Source organism: Bradyrhizobium sp. 6(2017) (assembly GCF_011058295.2).
GTDB lineage: Bacteria > Pseudomonadota > Alphaproteobacteria > Rhizobiales > Xanthobacteraceae > Bradyrhizobium > Bradyrhizobium septentrionale.
In genome coordinates, this window is the sequence record NZ_CP049289.2 from 7016367 (window position 1) to 7035358 (window position 18992).

Genomic DNA, 18992 nt, shown 5'->3' on the forward strand with positions numbered 1-18992 from the left:
GGCGGTCGGACGGCGAGGAGGCGATGACGACCCGTGGCGTTAGCGGGGGTTCGGCACCGAGTTGAAGCCGAGCAAAAGACTCGGCTCGGACCAAAATCACGCGCAAGAATTTACTGCCTCAGGACCGAGAGCTCGGCTACGCCTTGCACCAGACCGCATACAGAGTCTGGCCGCTCGGGGTTTCGGGACTAGTCCACTGAGAAAAGAAAAGGACTGACTGAAACGAGCGGCGTTCCGTCGGCCGTTTGCTTCACTCTGAACTCTATTTCTTTTTCAGCGCTCGTGTCCAAAACGCTGACAGACAGTATCGCAATGCACGTGACTTCTCGCGTTGCCTTGTCCCTTGACTTCACGAGTATCGTGCGATCCAGGCTGTAGACAGCGCTTTTCTTTGCACCGTCCAAAATCGTCGATTTTTCAGCTTCCGATTTCGCAGCATTCATCATTGCGTCAAGCGAACTCGAGTATTTGAGAGTAAAAGTCACCAGCTTGTTATTTTGATCGTCCGAAAATACCTTGAGTACCGAACTCCGGGCATCCAAAGAACGACACTCCTGCTCCGCCAACTGGTCCGCCGCTTCTCCACAGCCGCTCAACAAGAGCAGCAGAACGAAGCGTGTCAGAAGCGCCTGCCCTTCCCTCATAGGTCTCATTGGACTGCCCGCGTCGGATTGCCCCGATACGCCTTGCGCCAGACCGACGACAGAGCGTGACCGCGGGCAGATTATTGCGCTGGAATTTCGGTCGGCCGAGCCATCGCACGGCCTCGATCCAAAGCGGACCATCCGGGCGCCCCAACGGTCGGATTCCGCTTGCGGTATGTGGTGGACGCCGCATCAAAGCGCCGGTCCACGCTACTTGAATTCGGCGGCATGGAGCTTCACGAAATCGTGCATGTTCACCGGTGCTTCTCCGGTGAGCTGGTACATGGTGTCCGTCATGCGGTCGTAACGCCCCTGCCGGTTCAACTCGGTCATGGCCGAGAGATGGCTGACGACGTGCTCAGGAAACCCTGCCCGCCGAAGGCCTTCGCTCCACGCCGCGAGCGGGACGTCGCGATATCGGATGGGCCTGCCGAGCGCCTCGGAGAACGCACGCGCATGGTGGTTCAGATCGGCGGATTCCGGCCCCGTCAGATCGTAGATTCGTCCGATATGCGGTGCGGGATCGTCGAGGATCGCCGCGACCGCGCGCGCCACATCGACCGCCGAGATCGGCGAGGTCTTGCCATCGCCCATCGGAAGCGCCAACTCGTCGGAGGCCCGCACGCCGGCGGCGGCGAGCATCAGAAAGAAGCCCTCGAGGAAGACTGTCGGCCGCACCGTCACGACCGGCAGTCCCGACCAGGCCAGAGCCTGCTCCGCCAGCCAGTGCAGCCTGTGCTGCGGGCTGTCGGTGGTCTCGTTGATGCTCATCTGCGAGACCGTCATCTGCGACATGTTCACGACGGCCTCGACGCCGTGGTGGCGCGCCACCGCGGCAGTGTTGATCGTGGCTTCCAGGTAGGCCGCCGAGACAGACATTCCGAAATAGATACGCCGGCAACCTTCGATGGCGCGGTGCATCGAGGCGAGGTCCGTCAGGTCGCCCTTGACGACCTCTGCGCCGTGCCGCCGCAAGCCTTCGGCGCGCGCGTCCTCGCGCCGAACCAAGGCGCGCACCTTGTGACCACTCTTGAGCAGGAATTCGGTGAGGTTGCGGCCGATGCCGCCCACAGCGCCGGCCGCTCCGGTCACGAGAATCGGCTTGTCGTGCATATGTTTCGTCGTCATGTTGCTGACCCCGGGGTTACGTTCAAAGGACGAAGTGGCTCAGAGACGGTGCTCGTTGTGCGGCGACCCGGCCTCAGCGCGTCGGCAATCCGGCCTGCCGCATGACGAAGCGCTGGATCCGCGGGATGACGATGATCAACATCGGGACGATCACGACGTAGCTCGTTGCCGCGGCCTTCAGCCAGCGCATGGCAAAATCGGGCTGGAACCCGTAGTTCAGGGCGAGACCGATGAACGACATGCTGGTCGACGTGATCAGGCCGGTGATCAAGGAGATCGAGGGTCCAATCAGTTTCGGGGAAAGGGCCATTTGCTTGCTCCTGGGTACGGTTTTATTATTTAGACGACGTATAACTTTTACATTGTAGAAGCAAGAGGGCCTATGCCGAGAACTGCCGATCCGGAGCTGCCTCACAGGATCTTGAAGGCCGCCGACACGCTGTGGCAGTCGGGCGGCGAGGAGGCCGTGACGATCCGCGGTGTGGCAGCGGAAGCAGCCACCACGACGCCGACGGTTTATAGCTACTACGCCGACCGGGAGGCGTTGCTGACGGCATTGCGCACGCTGGCCTTTCAGCGCTTCTCGGCCTACCTCGCAAAATCCCGCGACTTTCAGGACACCTGCGTACGACATCTCGAGTTCGGCAGCACCCACCCCCGCGATTATGAATTGCTCTACGGGCGCGGATGGATGGAACGCGTCACAACGGGTGCGCAGGCCGGCGAGATCGAACGATACACCACCCATATCGTGCGCGCCGGTGTCGATGAAAGCAGGGCCGCGCACATCGCCTATCCGATCATGATGATGCTGCACGGCGTGGTGATGCATCGGCTGTTGAACAAGAAGCCGGGTCCCCTCGGCCGGACGATTGCCGCAGCCTGCCTCGACGCCTGCATGACGCTGCTCGAAAGCGCGCGGCAGGGGAAATAGCAGATTGCGATTTAGAACCGCGGAGACGATTGGCCCGATGCGCTGAAAGCCAGCTTCCGAACACGGCCGCAATGGGGTCAAACGCGGAAGTCGGAGCGCGCAACCGTGACGTCCGCTTCACCCCCGACGCCGGACTTTCGATAGCAAGCGCTACGCTTCCGAAAAGGGCCACGAGCCGACTCATCCAATGCAGCAAACAGCACTCTTACTTGATCACCTCATCGATATTCAGATCGCTCGCCTCCGTTCCCGGCATTGGTGAGCGCTGAGTGCATGGCGTAGACCGCAATTGCCGCTATGAGAGCCGTGACAAAGAGCCCGAAAAAGCCAAATCCTATCGCAAGTGCGCGCGTCAACGTCTGCCTCGGGACGAGATCACCGTAACCAATTGTAAGGCCGTTAATGAAAGTAAAATAGACTGCATCCCCGAGAGACCAGCCCTCAACAAAACCGGTCAGCAAGCCCAGGGCAAGCTGAATCGCCAGAATTGCCGACAACACCGGCCACGTCACGTGAATGGCATGACCAAGCGCCAAGAAAAAACGCCGCTGCAACGTTTTCGGTGTTGGTCGGTTCATGTCGGGGCGATCTCCGTAAATGCCGCGCTGCAGAAGTGGCGCAGCTCATCAACGGATCGATACAAAAATTTAGTTCGGGCGCTTCGCGGTTAGAAGCTCCGTGTCCCGATTGCTGGCTGTGGACCCTCACCCACTACCGCCCATCTGATCGCGCCGATTTGTCAGGGCCGCTGGCGCTCGCGAGAAACACGTCGTGCTTGGGAAACTTCTCGAATAATTCCGGCGGTTGCGCGAAATTGACGGCGAGCACGTCAGCGGGGTTGCCGGCAATCCACTGCGACAGATTGATCGTCTCGTAAGTGCCGGCGTTGAACCCGATCAGGATGCGCGCAGGCGTATTGCCAATATTTTCGATCGAGTGCCCGTAGCCCTGCGGAATGTAGCCAACGTCGCCTTTCTCCAGCGTCTCGACGCGGAACCGTCCGTGGGATCCGAAAAGGGTGACGGACACCTGCCCGTCGATGACGTATTGCCACTCGTCCGCGTTAGGGTGCCAGTGCAGCTCGCGTAACGCGCCAGGATCGAGATCGAGGATGACGCCGGTCACGGTCGTCGAGATCGGGAACCGACTGGCATCGACGCGCCACTCCCGGCCGCCCTTGTAGACCCCGTGCGGTTCCTGGGCGAGCAAACGGTATTTGTGCGTCTGCGGCGGCAGATTTACGCCTTGCAACGGGGCGGCCGGCTGTGCCGGAGCGATTGCTCCGCGGGCAAAATAGACCTCCGTCTTCGGAAACGAGTCGAACGTCGCCGCGGGCACGCCGAAGTTCTTGGCCAGAAGAGTCTTCGGCGCGTGGCCGATCCAGTCCGTGATGCTGAAGGTGCCGAACTCAGAAAAGTACCCGTTGTCGAAAATGAGAATAAAGTGGCAGGCCTGGCTACCGAGACACTGCAGCATGTGGCCGTGCCCGCGGGGAAAGTACCAGATATCGCCAGGCTCGAATTCGTTGGTCTCCGCCCGGCCCTGCGGATCGATGACCGTGGTGCGAACGCCGCCCTCGATGACGAATGCCCATTCGGCTGCTGTGGCGTGCCAATGAAGCTCGCGCATCGCGCCAGGTTCGAGCCGCATGGAGACCCCAGCGATGCCTTTGGAAATCGGCAGCTGCTTGACCGTCGCCTCCTTGCCGTAACTTTCGCCGATAACTTTTCCCTCGGATTTCTCCAGGGCGAACTTGAAGGTCGGCAGGTCATCGGCCGCGAGAAGCGGATCGGGGACGTTGTTCATGAAGCTCGGATCGCCGGCCAGCGCTGGCTTTGCTGCGGCCACAGCTGCCGCAGCAAGCGCTGAGCCGATAAGAACGTCACGCCGCTGCACGTTTGACATGATGATATCTCCATGATGGCGTTGATCGTGATGTACCGAAACCACGCGCCCGCTCGGGCCATTCATTGCGGCAGGTTGCCCCGACACCTGATGTCGCACTGCCGAGCGACCGCGGTAAGTTGCTGGAAATATTTAGACCGCTCGCGGGCCGGCGCCCCGAATGCCTTGCCTCCTTTTGATGCAATGTTACAACTGGTCAAAACCACCGTACAGGGGTGCTAGTGTCAGCGTCGGGTCAAAAGCCGTCAATGACGGACGATCCAGGCAACGACCGCTTCACCCTCGGAAGCGGAGCTTTACGCGTACGTGCCTACGCCGGAAGCTGCGTTTCGATGAACGCGGTGACGAAGCGCGGCATTGCGGCGGTGAGATCGGCGCGGCTGCGCACCAGATGGATGCCGGCAAGCTCGGGGTGCTCCTGCCGCGCGAGGTTGGTCTCGATCCGCTCACGCAGCGCGTCCGCTGGCATGTCGACGCGCAGGATCTGCATCATCGCCAGCGCAACGCCGGTGTAGATGCAGTGCCAGTCGGCATCGGCTTGGCAATCCGCTGCGGTGAGGCCGGTCTCCTCCTCGAGCTCCCGCATCACGCTGCCGGCGATGTCGACCGTCTCGCCCCTGATATCGTCGAGATCGGGCGTGCCGGAGGGAAAATAGATCCGGCCGGCATTCGCGGTGTGCTTGCCCATCACCCCACACACAAAGGCGCCATCGTTCGTAAGCAGTGCGCCCATGCCAAAACCGTTGAAGATCTCCTTGTCCGGAAAGCCCCAGTCGCGCCAGGCCAGGAAGCTCGCGAAATCAGTCTCGAAATAGCTCGCGCTGAGTCGCTCGGCGGCAAACACCGGATCGCGCCCGAGCAGGACGCGGCCGTTCCACAATTTCGGGTTCAGCCGCTGCTGCTCGGCGAAATGCGCGTCGATCTCGGCGCGCCGTTGGTCCGCGAAGGGCCAGGGACGCCGCTGCAATGCGAGGTCGAGCGCGGTGACGCGACAGATGAGTGGAGACTGCATGTCACTCGCCAAGTAGTTTACTTCGCGCTTCCGGTCGTCTTCTTGGCCTGCTCGACGTATTTGTTGGTGTAGGTCTTGGTGACGTCGATGCCGGCCTTCGCGACCTCGGGCGAGCCCTCGCTGAACACGGCGAGCACGGCTTCCGCACCCTTGGGGTCCATCTTGCCGGTTTCCGAATACATCGGGATCGTGTTCTTCAGCGCGGCCAGATATTGCTCCTTGTTCTTGCCAACGAGCTCCTCCGGCATCTTGGCCATGATGTCCTCGGCGGAATGCGAATGGATCCAGGCCAGCGTCGCCATGATCGCATCGGTCAGCGCCTGCACCTCCTTCTCGTGGCCGTTGACCCAGGCGGTGGTCGAATAGAGCGCGCCGCCGGGATATTCGCCGCCGAACACCGCCAGCGTGTCGTGCTGGGTGCGGGTGTCGCTGAGGATCTTGAGGTCGGCGTGGCTGCCTTGCAGCACGGTGACGGAGGGATCGAGCATCACGGCGGCATCGATCTGGCCCTGCTCCATCGCGGCCACTGCAGTCGCGCCGAGGCCGACGCCGATCACGGCGGTACCCGCTGGATCGAGGCCGTTCTTCTTCAGCAGATATTTCAGGAAGAAGTCGGTCGAGGAGCCCGGCGCGCTGACGCCGACCTTCTTGCCGGCGAGATCCTTGATCGAACTGATCTCGCCGGTGTGCTTCGGCGAGACCACCAGCACGAGGCCGGGATAGCGGTCATAGACCACGAACGCCTGCATCTCCTGCTTCTTGGCGGCGATATTGACGCAATGGTCGAAATAGCCGGAGACGACATCGGCGCTGCCGCCGAGCACGGCCCTCAGCGCATCCGAACCGCCCTTGAGGTCGACCAGCTCGACTGCAAGGCCGGCCTTGTCATATTCGCCAAGCTGCTTGGCCAGCACGGTGGGCAGATAGCACAGGCAGGCGCCGCCCCCGACCGCGATGGTGATCTTGCTTTGCGCCGCGGCAAGGCCCGTGGACAGGGTCAGCGCCAGCAGCGTTCCGGCAAGCTTGCCAAGCAGTTTGTTCATGACGTCCTCCGTTCGACCGGCCGGCAAGATAGAGGAGCCGGCGCGGCTTGAGAAGGCGACTTTCCGACAACTGGTCAAGCCGGCGGCGGCGGCATAGCATCGCGGATACAAGGAAACGCCGAAGAAGCACCAAGCGAAACATCAAGAATAGTTCAAGGGAAACACCAAGGGAGGTCTTCATGAATCGGATTGCAACCGCGCTGTCGATCGGCGCCGCCTTCGCCGCCGGCTGTGGCGTCACCCATGTGCTGCGGCCGGCGCTCGCTGCCGAGAGCATCACGGCGCAGGTCATCCACACCGGCGAGATGGAGGGCGACAAGCTCGGCGACGCCAACAAGGTCGGCTTCCGCTCCAAGATGTTCGTCTCGGCCGACGGCGCCACTGTCTCGATCCAGGACGGCAACGTGCCGAAGCACCTGCACCCCAACACCAACGAGATGCAATTCGTGCTCGAAGGCACCGGCACGATCTGGCTCGGCGACAAGGAAGTGACGGTGAAGCCGGGCGATTTGATCGTGATCCCGAAGGGCACGCCGCATGGCGGCAACAGGCCGGACGGCCGCGCCATCAAGTCGATCGCGATCAAGACGCCGCCGCAGGCGCCGGATGATACCAAGCTGTTGGACTGACAGCAGCCCTCTTCACGTCATTGCGAGCGAAGCGAAGCAATCCATCTCTCCTTATATGCGGACCGATGGATTGCTTCGTCGCTTCGCTCCTCGCAATGACGATCGTCACGGGCCAAAAGGCCGGTTCCATCACATGACCCCCAACAGATAATTCACTTGCCTCTGGTCCGGCCGCTTAATAATATGATGATCGTCATTTTATAGAGAGCCGGAACCATGAGCCTGGACGATCACCCCACGGTCAGGGCTGTGCGCGCTCGCGGCAGCCAGCACGTCCACGACGTCCCGGTTTCTTCGGAACTCATCAAGCGGATCGCGCGGGAGTGCGGCGCCGACGATGTCGGCATCATCGAGTTCGACCGGGCGGCGATCGCGCCGCAACGCGACTTCATCCGAAAGGTCTACGGCCGGACGCGCTCGCTGCTCGCGATCGCCTGCCACATGAACCGCGAGCCGGTGCGCTCGCCTTCCCGCTCGGTCGCCAACGAGGAATTCCACAGCACCTACGATCACGTCAACGAGACCGCACGCGCGATCGTTCGCGCGCTCGACGAGCACGGCATCCCCTCCTGCAACTCGGTCGCCGCCTTCCCGATGGAGATGGACCTGCCCAGGATCATGATGGTCCAGCACAAGCCGATCGCGGTCGAAGCCGGTTTGGGACGCATGGGAATCCACCGCAGCGTCATCCATCCGAAATTCGGCAGCTTCGTCCTGCTCGGCACCATCCTGCTCGGATGCGAGGCGGATGCCTACGACCAGCCGATCGACTACAATCCCTGCCTCGAGTGCAAATTGTGCGTGGCCGCCTGCCCGGTCGGTGCCATCAAGCCGGACGGCGGCTTCGATTTCCTGTCCTGCCACACCCACAATTATCACGACTTTCTCGGCAACTTCGCGCAGTGGGTGGAGAAGGTCGCGGATGCAAAGGACGCAAGGGATTATCGCGCCCGCGTTCCCCGCACCGAGACGCTGAATGTCTGGCAATCGCTGTCGTTCAAGCCGGGCTACAAAGCGGCCTATTGCATCTCGGCCTGTCCGGCCGGTGAAAACGTGATCGGACCTTTCCTCAGCGATCGCGACGGCCATTTCGCTGACGTCGTGCAGCCGCTGATCGACAAGGATGAGTTCGTCTATGTGATCCCGGATACCGACGCCGAGGACACGGTGACGCGACGCTTTCCGCACAAGAAGGTTCAGCATGTCACGTCCGGCCGCCATACCGGCAGCATCCAGGCCTACATCTTCTCGCTGTCGCTCGGATTTCAGCGCGGCAGGGCGCGCGGCCTGGACCTCGTGACGCACCTGCGCTTCACCGGGGCAAGCGCGCTGGATATGACGGTCACGATCAAGGGCAAGGATCTTAAAGTGGTGCCGGGACGGCATGTGGGAGAGGCTGGCTTGCTGATCACCGCCGATACAAAGGCATGGCTGGGCGTGCAAAACCGCGACCTTGCGCTTGCCGATGCGATCGCCGCAGAGTTGGTGAGCCACAGCGATGAGACATTGTTTGCGGCCTATATGCGGTGCTTCCCGCTCTGAGCCGCTGCGTAGGGTGGGTTAGGCGAAGCCGTAACCCACCATCTTCATTGCGCGGCATCGGCGGGTTACGCTTCGCTAAGCCTCCTGCGCGAAGTACGCGGGATGATCGATGTCGGCGATCAGCCCGGGCTGCTGCGGCTGCCAGTCGAGCCGTGACCGCGTCCGCGCACTCGAGGCTGGCACGTCGGCACCGGCGAACCTGCCCAAAAAGCCGAAATGCGCGACCGCTTCCTCCGGCGACTTCGACACCAGGGGAATGTTCAGGCGCCGCGCGATCACCTCGGCGATTGCCCTGAACGGCACGCCCTCGTCGGCGATCGCATGGAACGGGCCGCCCTCGACGCCGCGCTCGAGCGCGAGACGATAGAGCCGGGCCGCATCAAGACGATGCACGCCCGGCCAGCGATTGAGCCCTTCGCCGACATAGCCGGAGACCCCCTTCTCGCGCGCAATGGCGATGAGGCGCGGCACGAAGCCGTGATCGCCATGGCCATGCACGGACGGCGCAAGCCGGATGACGGCGGCGCGCACACCGCGCGCCGCCACCGCTGTTGTGGCCGCTTCGGTCATGCGCGGCAGTGCGGGCGAAGGCGGATGCGGCGCGTCCTCCTCGGTGGCAACGCGGCCCGGCGCCATGGTCGCAACGCCCGACGTCGTGATCAGCGGACGGTTCGAGCCTTCGAGCATGGCGCCGAGCGTCTCGATCGCGCGCCGGTCATCCTCGGAGTTCTCTGCGAACTTCGAAAAATCGTGGTTGAAGGCGCAGTGGATCACCGCATCCGCCTGCGCGGCGCCGCTTCTGAGGCTATCGAGATCCTCCAGCGTTCCGTAGTGAACCTCGGCGCCGGCGGCGGCGAGCGCTTCCGCTCCCTTGTCGGAACGGGTCATGCCGAGCACCTGATGGCCGGCGGCAATCAGATCGTCAGTGACGGCCGAGCCGACCCAGCCGGTCGCTCCAGTAACAAACACGCGCATCAGCAAGCCTCCAGGTTTTGCTGGAGACAAATTGGGGTCACCGCGCTATCGTGGTAAAGTAGTGACTTTATCATGGTATAATGGCTAACACGATGAGCGAGCCGCGCACCCAAGGGAATCTGCATGAGAAGCTGCATGAGAAGCTGCATGACAACCTGCTCGGCGCCTATCTGAAGGACCGCCGCAGCAAGCTCGATCCTGCGACGTTCGGCTTTCCGCCGGAGCGGCGGCGCACGCCGGGCCTGCGCCGCGAGGAAGTGGCGCAGCGCGCCAACATCTCAGCGACCTGGTACACGTGGCTCGAACAGGGCCGCGGCGGCGCGCCGTCGGCCGACGTGCTCGACCGCATCGCGCGGGCGCTGATGCTGACCGATGTCGAGCGCGAGCATCTGTTCCTGCTCGGCCTCGGCCGCACACCCGAGGTGCGCTACCACCGAAGCGAAGGTGTGACGCCGCGGCTGCAACGCGTGCTCGACGCGTTGCTGCCGAGCCCCGCCGTGATCAGGACCGCGACATGGGACATCGTCGCCTGGAACCGGGCGGCGACCGTGATGCTGACGGACTATGGATCGCTGCCGCCGCGCGAGCGCAACGTGTTGCGCTTCATGTTCCTCGATCCGCGCGTCCGCGCCGCGCAGCACGATTGGGCAAGCGTGGCGCGCTTCGTCGTCGGCGCCTTCAGGGTGGACGCCGCCCGCGCCGGAGCTGCCGCCGAGGTGCAACCGTTCGTCGATGAGCTCTGCCGGCTGAGCCCCGAATTCGCGGCGCTGTGGCGCGACAACGACGTGCGAACCCATGGCGAAGGCATCAAGCAGCTCCGGCACCCGATCCTGGGGCCGGTCAAGTTCGAATATTCGGCGTTCGCGGTTGATGGCCGGCCTGACCTCAGCATGATCGTCTACAATCCGATCGACCCGGAGGTGACGGAAAAGATCCGCGGGCTGATGGACGCCGCGCCAGCGCACGAGCGCGCGTGATCGACGCGCGCTCGCCAAGCTCGTGCCGCCGGGATAGACTCGAACTGGATTGCGACCGTCATTGGGTCGATTGAATGAGACTGTTCTCGCACCGACTGACGTTGCGAACATGGCAAGAGGCCGATAAGGCTCGATTTGCGGAGATGTCAGCGGACTCCGCCGTCATGCAGCATCTGCGCCCCCTCCCGACACGAAAGTCGAGCGATGCCTGGGTTGATTTCCAGATCGAGCATCAATCAATCCATGGGTTCTGCATGTGGGCCGTGGAACTGAGCTCCTCCGGAGAATTTGTTGGCGCGGTCGGATTGCTGGTTGTCAATTTCACGGCTCAGTTCACGCCTGCTGTGGAAATCGGCTGGCGCCTGCCACGCGCATTTTGGGGACAGGGGCTCGCCACCGAGGCAGGTCACAAGGCGCTTGAATTTGGCTTCCGAGAGCTGGGTTTACCCGAGATTGTCGCGCATGCGAGCGTCCACAACACGCGCTCTCTTCGCGTCATGTCCAGATTGGGGATGTCGCACAAGCCGGCCGACGATTTTGACCATCCGCGTGTCAAGGAATCAGACCCGCTCCGGCGACAGGCGCTCTATCGCTTGAAACGCAATAACTGGCCTGTCACGGCCGAGCAGCCGCACCGATGAGTAGCTCAGATCTTTTCAAGCGCACGCGGCAGGCTAACGGACATGATCGTCGCTGCCTTTTACAAAGCGAAACGCGAATTGAGTTACCGCTCTGACACGACCTCAGGTATAGTCGCCCCACCACCGACCCAACGGTGGGATTTGGGAGAAGATAGCCATGAAAGCCTCGTTACTCCTCGCGGGCCTAGCTGTCGCGATCTTGTCGATTGCCCCCGCAAATGCTGAGAACAAACCCGCCCCCGCTAGGCAGGCAACCTCGGGAGCAGCCTGCTCCGTCTCCAGTAGCTGGCCCAATCCTACGCCGGTCGTTTGCTGGCCAGAGGGCGTCAAACGTTTCCACAACTTCAACGAATGTAGGGAATCCTTTCTGAAGTTTGGCCACGATACCAACGGCATTTCGTGGTGGTGCCACAGCCAGGGATACAAGACCTGACGGTTTCGGACTCAGAACGCGTAGAGGCCGCCTTCGTTGGCGGCCTCTTTGATTGCAATGACGGTTAGTCCCGCGATACCGCCGTCGGCCGCCAAACCAGAAGCCGCTTCTCCACCGCCGTCACCGCCATGTCGATCAGGATGACGAAGGCCGACAGCACGAACATGCCGGCGAACACGCCGGCGACGTCGAACACGCCCTCGGCCTGCTGGATCAGATAGCCGAGGCCAGCCGCGGAGCCGAGATATTCGCCGACCACGGCGCCGACCACCGCGAAGCCGACCGACGTGTGCAGCGAGGAGAACATCCAGGACAGCGCCGACGGCCAGTAGACGTGGCGCATCAGCTGCCGCTCGTTCATGCCGAGCATGCGGCCATTGTCGAGCACCGTGGTCGGCACTTCCTTGACGCCCTGATAGACGTTGAAGAACACGATGAAGAACACGAGCGTCACGCCGAGAGCGACCTTGGACGAGACGCCGAGCCCGAACCACAACGCGAAGATCGGCGCCAGCACGACGCGCGGCAGCGCGTTGACCATCTTCACATAGGGATCGAACACCGCGGCGACGCGCGGCTGCCGCGCGAACCAGAAGCCGACCAGGATGCCGCCGGCCGAGCCGATCACGAAGGCGAGGATCGATTCCCACAGCGTGATCGCGAGATGCTTCCAGATCACCCCGCTCGAGAACCATTTTACAATCTGGGTGAAGACGTCGACCGGATTGGAGAAGAAGAACGGCGGCAGCAACACCTTGCCGAACACCGACACGGTGGCAAAGAACTGCCACAGCGCCAGCGTGACGACGGCGACCAGAACCTGCAGGAACAATAGCGTGACGCGCGACATCAAGCGGCCCCCGCCTGCGTCGACTGGACATAGCCCTTCATCACCTCGTCCTTCAGCACGCCCCAAATCTCGCGGTGCAGGGCATGGAAATCCTTCTCCATCCTGACTTCAGAGATATCGCGCGGCCGCGGCAGCGTGATGCGCCAGTCGCCGATGATGCGTGCGGAAGGACCTGCCGACATGATCACGACGCGATCGGCCAGCGCGATCGCCTCCTCGAGATCGTGGGTGACGAACAGCACCGCCTTGCGGTCGGCGCTCCACAATTCCAGCAGCAGATTTCCCATGATCTGCCGGGTCTGGGCGTCAAGCGGGCCGAACGGCTCGTCCATCAGCAGGATCTTCGGATCGCGGATCAGCACCTGCGCCAGCGCGACGCGCTTGCGCTGGCCGCCCGACAGCATGTGCGGATAACGGCCCGCAAAGGCGCCGAGCCCGACCGCTACGAGCCATTTCTGCGCGCGCGCGAGCGCCTCGGGGCGCGGCGTGCCGGAGATCTCGAGCCCGATCGCGACATTGTCGATCGCGGTCTTCCAGGGGAATAACGCATCGGCCTGGAACAGGTAGCCGGCGTCGCGGTTGAGGCCGCCCAGTGGCTTGTCGAAGATCCGCGCTGATCCAGCGGCTGGTTTCAAGAGCCCCGCGGTGACGTTGAGCAGCGTCGACTTTCCGCATCCGGTCGGACCGACAATGGCGACGAACTCGCCATGCGCCACCGCAAGATTGGCCTGCTCGACCGCGGTATAGACGCGTCCATCCGCCAACCGAAACGCCACCGTCGCACCGTCAAGCGCGACTGCCGTCGGCTCCGCCATCGCCACCGCATTCCTCCCAAACGTTCGGGGATGGCTTAGCGGGTCGAGCGGACAAGTTCAACGGAGGAAGATGGCGCAGGCAGACGAGGCTGCGGTCACGCGGTTTTCAGGCAGAACGGGTTGCGCATTGCGCCGACATCGCCGAGGCTACGGGCCAACGCGATGGACAAGGAGAAAAACATGCGGATCGCAGTGGTAGGCGCCGGAGGTGTCGGCGGTGGCTTTGGTGCGGCGCTCGCGCATGCCGGCGCTGACGTCACCTTTATCGCGCGCGGCGCCCATCTGGCCGCGATGCGGAGCGAGGGACTGAAGGTTCAGGGCGGCCGCGGCGAGACCCACCTGGTCCCGACCCAGGCGACCGACGATCCGGCAAGCGTCGGCCCGGTCGATATCGTACTGTTCTGCGTCAAGCTGTGGGACGTCGAAAGCGCCGGGGCGCACATCAAGCCGATGGTCGGTCCCGACACCGCCGTGATCCCGCTGCAGAACGGCATCGACGCGCCCGACCGGCTGATCCCGATCCTCGGACCTAACGCCGTGATGGGCGGCGTGGCGCAGATCTCAGCCTCGATCATCAAGCCCGGCGTGATCAACCAGGTCGGCACCTTCATGCGCATGATCTTCGGCGAGCTCGACGGCCGCATCACGCCGCGCAGCAAGGCGCTGCTCGAGCTCTGCCTGAAGGCCGGCTTCGATGCGACGCTGAGCGAAGCGATCAACACCGAACTCTGGATGAAGTTCGTAGGCCTCGCCACCAATGCCGGCATGACCGCGGTCACGCGGCTGCCGATCGGCAGGCTGCGCGACGATCCCGATTTGCGCCCGTTCTTCGTGTCGGCCTGCGAGGAGACAATCGCCGTCGCCCGCGCCAGCGGCGTCAAGCTGCCGCCGGATACGCTGGAGAAGGTGCTCGCCTTCATCGGGCACGCGCCGCCCGCCATGAAGGCCTCGATGGCGCTCGACCTCGAGCGCGGCAACCGGCTCGAACTGCCCTGGCTGAACGGCAAGGTGGTCGAACTCGGCCGCAAGCTCGGCGTGGCGACGCCGACGCACGACATGCTCTATGCGGTGCTGAAGCCCTATGCGATGGGCGCGCCGTCCTGAAATCCCAGCAGGACTGAAATCTGCCGGCCCGCCGCGCGGACCAGCCTGGAAAATTCCAGCAGCTTCTGCTCGTCGATGCGCGCGCTCGGCCCGTAGAGACCGACCGAGCCGACGACGCTGCCGCGGTGATCGAAACACGGCGCGGAGACCGCGACCGTGCCGGCGAAGATCTCGCTGTGGCTGGTCGCATAGCCGTTGCGCCGGGCAAATGCCAAGGCTTCCTCCAGCCGCGCACGGTCGGCACTCTTCGGGACGGTGGCGAGGAGTGCGGCCTGCCGCGACGGGTCCATGAAGGCCAGCATCGCTTTGCCGGTCGAGCCCCGGGTCAGGCTCGAACTGTCGCCGACGCCGCGGCTGATCGAGAGCACGTGACGGCTCTCGCATTCGAGGATGCAGATGCCGCGATCCTCCTGCATGCGGAACAGCGCCGCGGTCTCGCCGGTGGCCTCGCGCAAGCCTTCGACAACCGGACGTGCGACCGCGACGACTTCGAGCCCCTTCAGCCAGACATGGGACAGCTTCATCACGCCGTGCGACAGCCGGAAGCGCTGCGGATCGCCTTCGGCCTGGATCAGGTCGCGCTGCGCCAGCGTCTGCAGCAGGCGATAGAGTGTCGGCCGGCTCAGCCCGACGCGCTTCTGGATATCAATCACGCTCATCGCCGGCTGATCGGGCGTGAAGCATTGCAGGATCGCGATCGCGCGATCGACTGCCCGGACGCCTGACGCGCCCTGCTCGGTGTCCCGTTCCGTGCCTTGGGCTTCCGCCTTCGGTTTCTTCGCCATCGTCCACATCCGCAAATTTGGCAGGGCGCGCTGCATCCAGCGCGCTTGACCAATGGGCCCGCGCGGATACTATCTCAAATTATGAGAATAATGTCCACTACATGGACATAGCAGAAGTGGACGGGAGGATTGGAATTGCCTCAGACAGACGCCTCGCGCAGATGGGCCGCCGCTACGATCGCCACGCTGATGCTCTCGACGCCGCTGGCGCAGGCCGCGCCCGACGGTTCGGGCATCTCGGATGGCGTGGTGCGGATTGCGGTGCTGGGCGACTACGGCAGCGGCCGCGATCTCGGCGGGCCCGGTTCGGTGACGGCCGCCAAGCTTGCCGCTGAGGATTTTCACAACAAGGTGCTGGGCAAGCCGATCGAGATCATCTCGGCCGATCACCAGAACAAGCCTGATGTCGCGGTTGGGATCGCGCGGCAGTGGTTTGATGTCGAGCATGTCGACGCGGTGACCGACCTTGCGGTGAGCTCGGTCGGCCTCGCGGTCGCCGGGCTCGCGACGCAGAGCAACCGGACTGCCCTGGTCTCGGGCGCAGCGACCTCGGACCTCACCGGCGACAAATGCTCGCCCGTCATCACGCATTGGGCCGACGACACCTACGCCCTGTCGGCCGGCCTGGTCGGCGAGTTGGGCCGCCGCGTCGGCAAGGAATGGTTCTTCGTCGCGGTCGACTATTCGTTCGGCACCGCGATGGTGAAGGACGCCTCACGTGCTGTCACCGATGCCGGCGGCAAGGTGCTCGGCGCAGTGCGCTATCCGTTCAACACCACCGACTTCTCGTCCTTCCTGCTGGCCGCCCAAAACTCCGGCGCCAAGGTGGTGGCGCTGGCCGGCACCGGCGCCGACACCGTCAACGCGGTCAAGCAGACCCACGAATTCGGCCTGCAACAGGGCGGCCAGACCATCGTCGGCATGCTGACCTTCATCTCCGACGTCCACTCGATCGGCCTGCGCGACGCGCAGGGCATGTACATCGCATCACAATATTACTGGGATGACGACGACGGCACCCGCGCCTTCGCCAAACGCTTCATCGCGATCGAGAAGCGCGAGCCGACCAAGCTGCAGGCGGCGACCTATGCCGCCGTGCGCCATTACCTGAAGGCGATCGAGGCCGGCGGCAGCGACGAGGCGAAGGCGGTGAATGCCGAGATGCGCAAGCTGCCGGTGGATTTCTTCGGCCGCCCCGCGCACATCCGTAAAGACGGCCGCGTCGTCTACGACCTCTCGCTCTACCGCGTGAAGAAGCCGGACGAGAGCAAATATCCCTGGGACTACTACCAGAAGATCGCGGTCATCCCCGGCGACAAGGCGTTTCGCCCCGAAGGCACCGGCGGCTGCAAGCTCGACAAATAGGACGCACCATCATTCGCCGCGACGCAGCGTCGCGCAAACCAGACAAGGAGAAGCCGATGCCGCTTCGCAACGATTTCAAAGAGCTTGTTGACGTCAAGGGTGGCTTCATCAGCCGCGAGATCTTCGTGGACGCCGATATCTACCGGCAGGAGCTCGACAAGGTCTTCACCCGCGCCTGGCTCCTGGTCGGTCACGAGAGCCTGGTGCCCAATCCCGGCGATTTCTACACCTCGCGGATGGGTGAGGAGTCGGTCATCCTATGCCGCGACAAGAAAGGCGAGATCCACGTCTTCCTGAATTCGTGCCGGCACCGCGGCATGAAGGTGTGCCGCTACGAGCAGGGCAACACGTCGCTGTTCACCTGCCCCTATCACAGCTGGACCTACACCACCGACGGCAAGCTGCAAGGCGTTCCGCTGCACCGGACGCTCTATGACGGCGTGCTCGACCGCGAGGCCAATTCGCTGGTCTCGGTGGCGAAGCTCTGCAACTACAAGGGCTCGATCTGGGCAACCTGGGACAAGGATGCGCCCGACTTCATCACCTATCTCGGCGACGCCAGGATCCATCTCGACCAGGCGCTCGATTGCCGCGACGGCCGCGAGGGCGGCTCCGAGGTGATCGGCGTCCACAAATGGGTGTTCCCCGCCAACTGGAAATTCGCCGCCGAGAATTTCCTCGGCGACACCTATCACAATCCGAGCCACCGCTCGGTCGACCTGATCGGCATCGGCCCGAGCGCCGCCGCCGGCAAGAAGGGCCGCCGCGACGACGAGCTGGAGAAAGCGCAGCACGTCTGGATCAGCTTTCCGGAAGGCCATGGCGTGCACAGCGCGATCCAGCCGGAGGCCAACGAATATACCGAGTCCTTCCTCGACAATCCGATCCTGGAAAAATACTTCCGGCACTGCTTCGAGGAGCGCAAGCGGCGGCTCGGCGAAGGCGCGCGGCTGCTGCCGTTCGTCGGCACGATCTTCCCCAACACGTCCTATCACGGCCGCCAGCCGCGCGGATTGTGCGCCTGGCATCCGCACAGCCCGACCTCGACCGAAGGCTGGCGCTTCTTCCTGGTCGACAAGGACGCGCCGCAGGAAGCCAAGGACTATCTGCGCCACTACTACATGCGCTACTCCGGCCCGGCCGGCATGACCGAGCAGGACGACATGGAGAACTGGCTCTATGCCACCGCCGCGAGCACCGGCACGGTCGCGCGGCGCTACCCGTTCAACTATCAGCAATCGATGGGCGCCTACACGAGCGACCATCCGCTCGGCGGCGATGTCTCGACCCAAGTCACCGAGCAGATTGCACGCGGCTTCTACCGCCGCTGGACCACCTACATGCAGGGCGGCGATTGGCATGAGCTGCTTGGATCGCCCGCAAGCAACCGGCAGGCCGCAGAATGACCGCGCCCCGAAAAACCGTCCTCGTCAGCGGCGGCACCTTCGGCATCGGCCGCGCCATCACGCTCGGCCTCGCCAGGCGCGGCCATGCAGTGGTGGCGTTCGGCCTCGAGGCGCCGCAGGTCTCCAGCACCGCGCAGAACGCCATTCCGGCCCTGCGCGAGGAGCTGGATCGCGAGGGCCTCTCGGCCGAACTGATGGAAGCCGATGTGTCGCAGACTCGCGACGTCGCGCGGGTGGTCGCGCACGCCATGACGCGGTTCGGCCGCATCGACGGCGTCGTCAACAACGCGGCGATCGGCCCGCTCGGCACCGTGCTCGACACCGACGAGGCGCTGTTCGATCGCATCATCGCTGTCAACCTGAAGGGACCGTATCTGACCAGCCGCGCCGCGATCCCCCACATGATCGCGCAAGGCGGCGGCTCGATCGTCAACATCGGATCCGGCGCCGGCTGGGGCAAGCCGAACATGGCGGTCTACAGCGCGAGCAAGGGCGGCGTTGTCGCGCTCAGCGCGGCGATGGCCTACGACTTCTTCCACCAGCGCATCCGCGTCAACACCGTCATCCCCGGAGGCGGTGGGATCGTCAGCGGCATGAGCCTCGGCCGTGCCGGCGGCGATGCGGCGCGCTTCGGCAAGGGCGCGTCGGGCACCGCCGCGGGCCGCGTCGCCGCCGGTGACGACATCGCTAATGTGGTGGCGTTCCTGCTGTCGCCGGATGCCGAGACGCTGTCCGGCACCGTGATCGATGTCGGCTGCTTCGCCCAGCAGGGCGGGCCGATCCCGCCCAAGCCGGCGTCCTGAC

At 63.7% G+C, this 18992-nt stretch carries 20 protein-coding genes; 9 read left to right on the forward strand and 11 right to left on the reverse strand.

Annotated features, from left to right (window positions below; genetic code table 11):
• Nucleotides 1-188: 188 nt before the first annotated feature.
• The 3 genes from G6P99_RS33245 to G6P99_RS33255 form a co-directional block, all read right to left on the reverse strand.
• Entirely contained in the window at nt 189-644 is a 456-nt protein-coding gene (locus G6P99_RS33245; RefSeq protein ID WP_029078789.1) for a hypothetical protein, read from the reverse strand.
• A gap of 210 nt (nt 645-854) precedes the next feature.
• Nucleotides 855-1715, reverse strand: a complete 861-nt coding sequence (locus tag G6P99_RS33250; RefSeq protein WP_246709684.1) for an NAD(P)H-binding protein — start codon at nt 1713-1715, stop codon at nt 855-857.
• Nucleotides 1716-1845: 130 nt separating this feature from the next.
• The gene (locus G6P99_RS33255) at nt 1846-2082 is read right to left on the reverse strand and encodes a DUF2798 domain-containing protein (protein WP_084518317.1); all 237 of its coding nucleotides are present in this window, start codon (nt 2080-2082) and stop codon (nt 1846-1848) included.
• Between the two features lie 111 nt (nt 2083-2193).
• Here G6P99_RS33255 and G6P99_RS33260 point away from each other — a divergent pair, with 111 nt between their 5' ends.
• Entirely contained in the window at nt 2194-2706 is a 513-nt protein-coding gene (locus G6P99_RS33260) for a TetR family transcriptional regulator (protein WP_334261782.1), read from the forward strand.
• A gap of 218 nt (nt 2707-2924) precedes the next feature.
• Here the strand turns inward: G6P99_RS33260 and G6P99_RS33265 are convergent, their stop codons facing one another.
• The 4 genes from G6P99_RS33265 to G6P99_RS33280 all read right to left on the reverse strand — a co-directional run bounded on the left by G6P99_RS33265 (nt 2925) and on the right by G6P99_RS33280 (nt 6666).
• Nucleotides 2925-3284 carry a potassium channel family protein gene (locus G6P99_RS33265; RefSeq protein WP_246709686.1) on the reverse strand — a complete coding sequence of 120 codons (360 nt, stop codon included), beginning with the start codon at nt 3282-3284 and terminating at the stop codon, nt 2925-2927.
• Nucleotides 3285-3417: 133 nt separating this feature from the next.
• Nucleotides 3418-4677 (reverse strand): cupin domain-containing protein, encoded by a 1260-nt coding sequence (locus G6P99_RS33270; RefSeq protein WP_246709688.1) that lies wholly within the window; start codon nt 4675-4677, stop codon nt 3418-3420.
• 244 nt (nt 4678-4921) lie between these two features.
• Complete coding sequence (locus G6P99_RS33275; RefSeq protein ID WP_029078795.1) at nt 4922-5623, reverse strand: NUDIX hydrolase; 702 nt, start codon at nt 5621-5623, stop codon at nt 4922-4924.
• Between the two features lie 17 nt (nt 5624-5640).
• Entirely contained in the window at nt 5641-6666 is a 1026-nt protein-coding gene (locus G6P99_RS33280) for an ABC transporter substrate-binding protein (RefSeq protein WP_029078796.1), read from the reverse strand.
• Nucleotides 6667-6845: 179 nt separating this feature from the next.
• On the opposite strand from G6P99_RS33280, the gene G6P99_RS33285 reads away from it, so the two are divergent.
• Both G6P99_RS33285 and G6P99_RS33290 read left to right on the forward strand, forming a co-directional pair.
• A complete protein-coding gene (locus G6P99_RS33285; RefSeq protein WP_165125028.1) occupies nt 6846-7295 on the forward strand; it encodes a cupin domain-containing protein in 450 nt (149 codons plus the stop codon).
• Nucleotides 7296-7511: 216 nt separating this feature from the next.
• On the forward strand, nt 7512-8837 hold the full coding sequence (locus G6P99_RS33290; RefSeq protein WP_029078798.1) for a 4Fe-4S binding protein: 1326 nt from the start codon (nt 7512-7514) through the stop codon (nt 8835-8837).
• A gap of 75 nt (nt 8838-8912) precedes the next feature.
• Here G6P99_RS33290 and G6P99_RS33295 read toward each other — a convergent pair whose 3' ends face one another.
• Entirely contained in the window at nt 8913-9812 is a 900-nt protein-coding gene (locus tag G6P99_RS33295; RefSeq protein WP_165125031.1) for an SDR family oxidoreductase, read from the reverse strand.
• 92 nt (nt 9813-9904) lie between these two features.
• Here G6P99_RS33295 and G6P99_RS33300 point away from each other — a divergent pair, with 92 nt between their 5' ends.
• Complete coding sequence (locus G6P99_RS33300) at nt 9905-10789, forward strand: helix-turn-helix transcriptional regulator (protein ID WP_165125034.1); 885 nt, start codon at nt 9905-9907, stop codon at nt 10787-10789.
• A 74-nt stretch (nt 10790-10863) separates the two neighbouring features.
• On the forward strand, nt 10864-11430 hold the full coding sequence (locus G6P99_RS33305) for a GNAT family N-acetyltransferase (protein WP_029078801.1): 567 nt from the start codon (nt 10864-10866) through the stop codon (nt 11428-11430).
• 497 nt (nt 11431-11927) lie between these two features.
• Here G6P99_RS33305 and G6P99_RS33310 read toward each other — a convergent pair whose 3' ends face one another.
• On the reverse strand, nt 11928-12713 hold the full coding sequence (locus tag G6P99_RS33310) for an ABC transporter permease (RefSeq protein ID WP_029078803.1): 786 nt from the start codon (nt 12711-12713) through the stop codon (nt 11928-11930).
• Nucleotides 12713-13528 carry an ABC transporter ATP-binding protein gene (locus tag G6P99_RS33315; protein WP_029078804.1) on the reverse strand — a complete coding sequence of 272 codons (816 nt, stop codon included), beginning with the start codon at nt 13526-13528 and terminating at the stop codon, nt 12713-12715. The genes G6P99_RS33310 and G6P99_RS33315 overlap by 1 nt, the downstream gene beginning before the upstream one ends.
• Before the next feature lie 180 nt (nt 13529-13708).
• Between G6P99_RS33315 and G6P99_RS33320 the strand changes: the two genes are divergently transcribed.
• Nucleotides 13709-14632 (forward strand): ketopantoate reductase family protein, encoded by a 924-nt coding sequence (locus G6P99_RS33320; protein WP_029078805.1) that lies wholly within the window; start codon nt 13709-13711, stop codon nt 14630-14632.
• On the opposite strand, the gene G6P99_RS33325 is transcribed toward G6P99_RS33320, so the two are convergent.
• Nucleotides 14608-15417: an IclR family transcriptional regulator gene (locus G6P99_RS33325; protein WP_029078806.1), complete on the reverse strand. Its 810-nt coding sequence runs from the start codon at nt 15415-15417 to the stop codon at nt 14608-14610. The genes G6P99_RS33320 and G6P99_RS33325 overlap by 25 nt on opposite strands.
• 129 nt (nt 15418-15546) lie before the next feature.
• On the opposite strand from G6P99_RS33325, the gene G6P99_RS33330 reads away from it, so the two are divergent.
• Genes G6P99_RS33330 through G6P99_RS33340 form a run of 3 tightly spaced genes read left to right on the forward strand, consistent with a single transcriptional unit; the run spans nt 15547 to nt 18991 of the window.
• The gene (locus tag G6P99_RS33330) at nt 15547-16782 is read left to right on the forward strand and encodes an ABC transporter substrate-binding protein (protein WP_029078807.1); all 1236 of its coding nucleotides are present in this window, start codon (nt 15547-15549) and stop codon (nt 16780-16782) included.
• Between the two features lie 56 nt (nt 16783-16838).
• Nucleotides 16839-18188 (forward strand): aromatic ring-hydroxylating oxygenase subunit alpha, encoded by a 1350-nt coding sequence (locus G6P99_RS33335; RefSeq protein ID WP_165125037.1) that lies wholly within the window; start codon nt 16839-16841, stop codon nt 18186-18188.
• Nucleotides 18185-18991 (forward strand): SDR family NAD(P)-dependent oxidoreductase, encoded by an 807-nt coding sequence (locus tag G6P99_RS33340; RefSeq protein ID WP_029078809.1) that lies wholly within the window; start codon nt 18185-18187, stop codon nt 18989-18991. The genes G6P99_RS33335 and G6P99_RS33340 overlap by 4 nt, the downstream gene beginning before the upstream one ends.
• Nucleotide 18992 lies beyond the last annotated feature (1 nt).

Bases quoted from the DNA above. Each gene is read 5' to 3' on its own strand.
- G6P99_RS33245 (WP_029078789.1), bottom strand. From the start codon at position 644: ATGAGGGAAGGGCAGGCGCTTCTGACACGCTTCGTTCTGCTGCTCTTG.
- G6P99_RS33280 (WP_029078796.1), bottom strand. From the start codon at position 6,666: ATGAACAAACTGCTTGGCAAGCTTGCCGGAACGCTGCTGGCGCTGACC.
- G6P99_RS33315 (WP_029078804.1), bottom strand. From the start codon at position 13,528: ATGGCGGAGCCGACGGCAGTCGCGCTTGACGGTGCGACGGTGGCGTTT.
- G6P99_RS33310 (WP_029078803.1), bottom strand. From the start codon at position 12,713: ATGTCGCGCGTCACGCTATTGTTCCTGCAGGTTCTGGTCGCCGTCGTC.
- G6P99_RS33305 (WP_029078801.1), top strand. From the start codon at position 10,864: ATGAGACTGTTCTCGCACCGACTGACGTTGCGAACATGGCAAGAGGCC.
- G6P99_RS33340 (WP_029078809.1), top strand. From the start codon at position 18,185: ATGACCGCGCCCCGAAAAACCGTCCTCGTCAGCGGCGGCACCTTCGGC.
- G6P99_RS33290 (WP_029078798.1), top strand. From the start codon at position 7,512: ATGAGCCTGGACGATCACCCCACGGTCAGGGCTGTGCGCGCTCGCGGC.
- G6P99_RS33285 (WP_165125028.1), top strand. From the start codon at position 6,846: ATGAATCGGATTGCAACCGCGCTGTCGATCGGCGCCGCCTTCGCCGCC.
- G6P99_RS33295 (WP_165125031.1), bottom strand. From the start codon at position 9,812: ATGCGCGTGTTTGTTACTGGAGCGACCGGCTGGGTCGGCTCGGCCGTC.
- G6P99_RS33300 (WP_165125034.1), top strand. From the start codon at position 9,905: ATGAGCGAGCCGCGCACCCAAGGGAATCTGCATGAGAAGCTGCATGAG.
- G6P99_RS33335 (WP_165125037.1), top strand. From the start codon at position 16,839: ATGCCGCTTCGCAACGATTTCAAAGAGCTTGTTGACGTCAAGGGTGGC.
- G6P99_RS33270 (WP_246709688.1), bottom strand. From the start codon at position 4,677: ATGAATGGCCCGAGCGGGCGCGTGGTTTCGGTACATCACGATCAACGC.
- G6P99_RS33320 (WP_029078805.1), top strand. From the start codon at position 13,709: ATGCGGATCGCAGTGGTAGGCGCCGGAGGTGTCGGCGGTGGCTTTGGT.
- G6P99_RS33255 (WP_084518317.1), bottom strand. From the start codon at position 2,082: ATGGCCCTTTCCCCGAAACTGATTGGACCCTCGATCTCCTTGATCACC.
- G6P99_RS33265 (WP_246709686.1), bottom strand. From the start codon at position 3,284: ATGAACCGACCAACACCGAAAACGTTGCAGCGGCGTTTTTTCTTGGCG.
- G6P99_RS33325 (WP_029078806.1), bottom strand. From the start codon at position 15,417: ATGGCGAAGAAACCGAAGGCGGAAGCCCAAGGCACGGAACGGGACACC.
- G6P99_RS33275 (WP_029078795.1), bottom strand. From the start codon at position 5,623: ATGCAGTCTCCACTCATCTGTCGCGTCACCGCGCTCGACCTCGCATTG.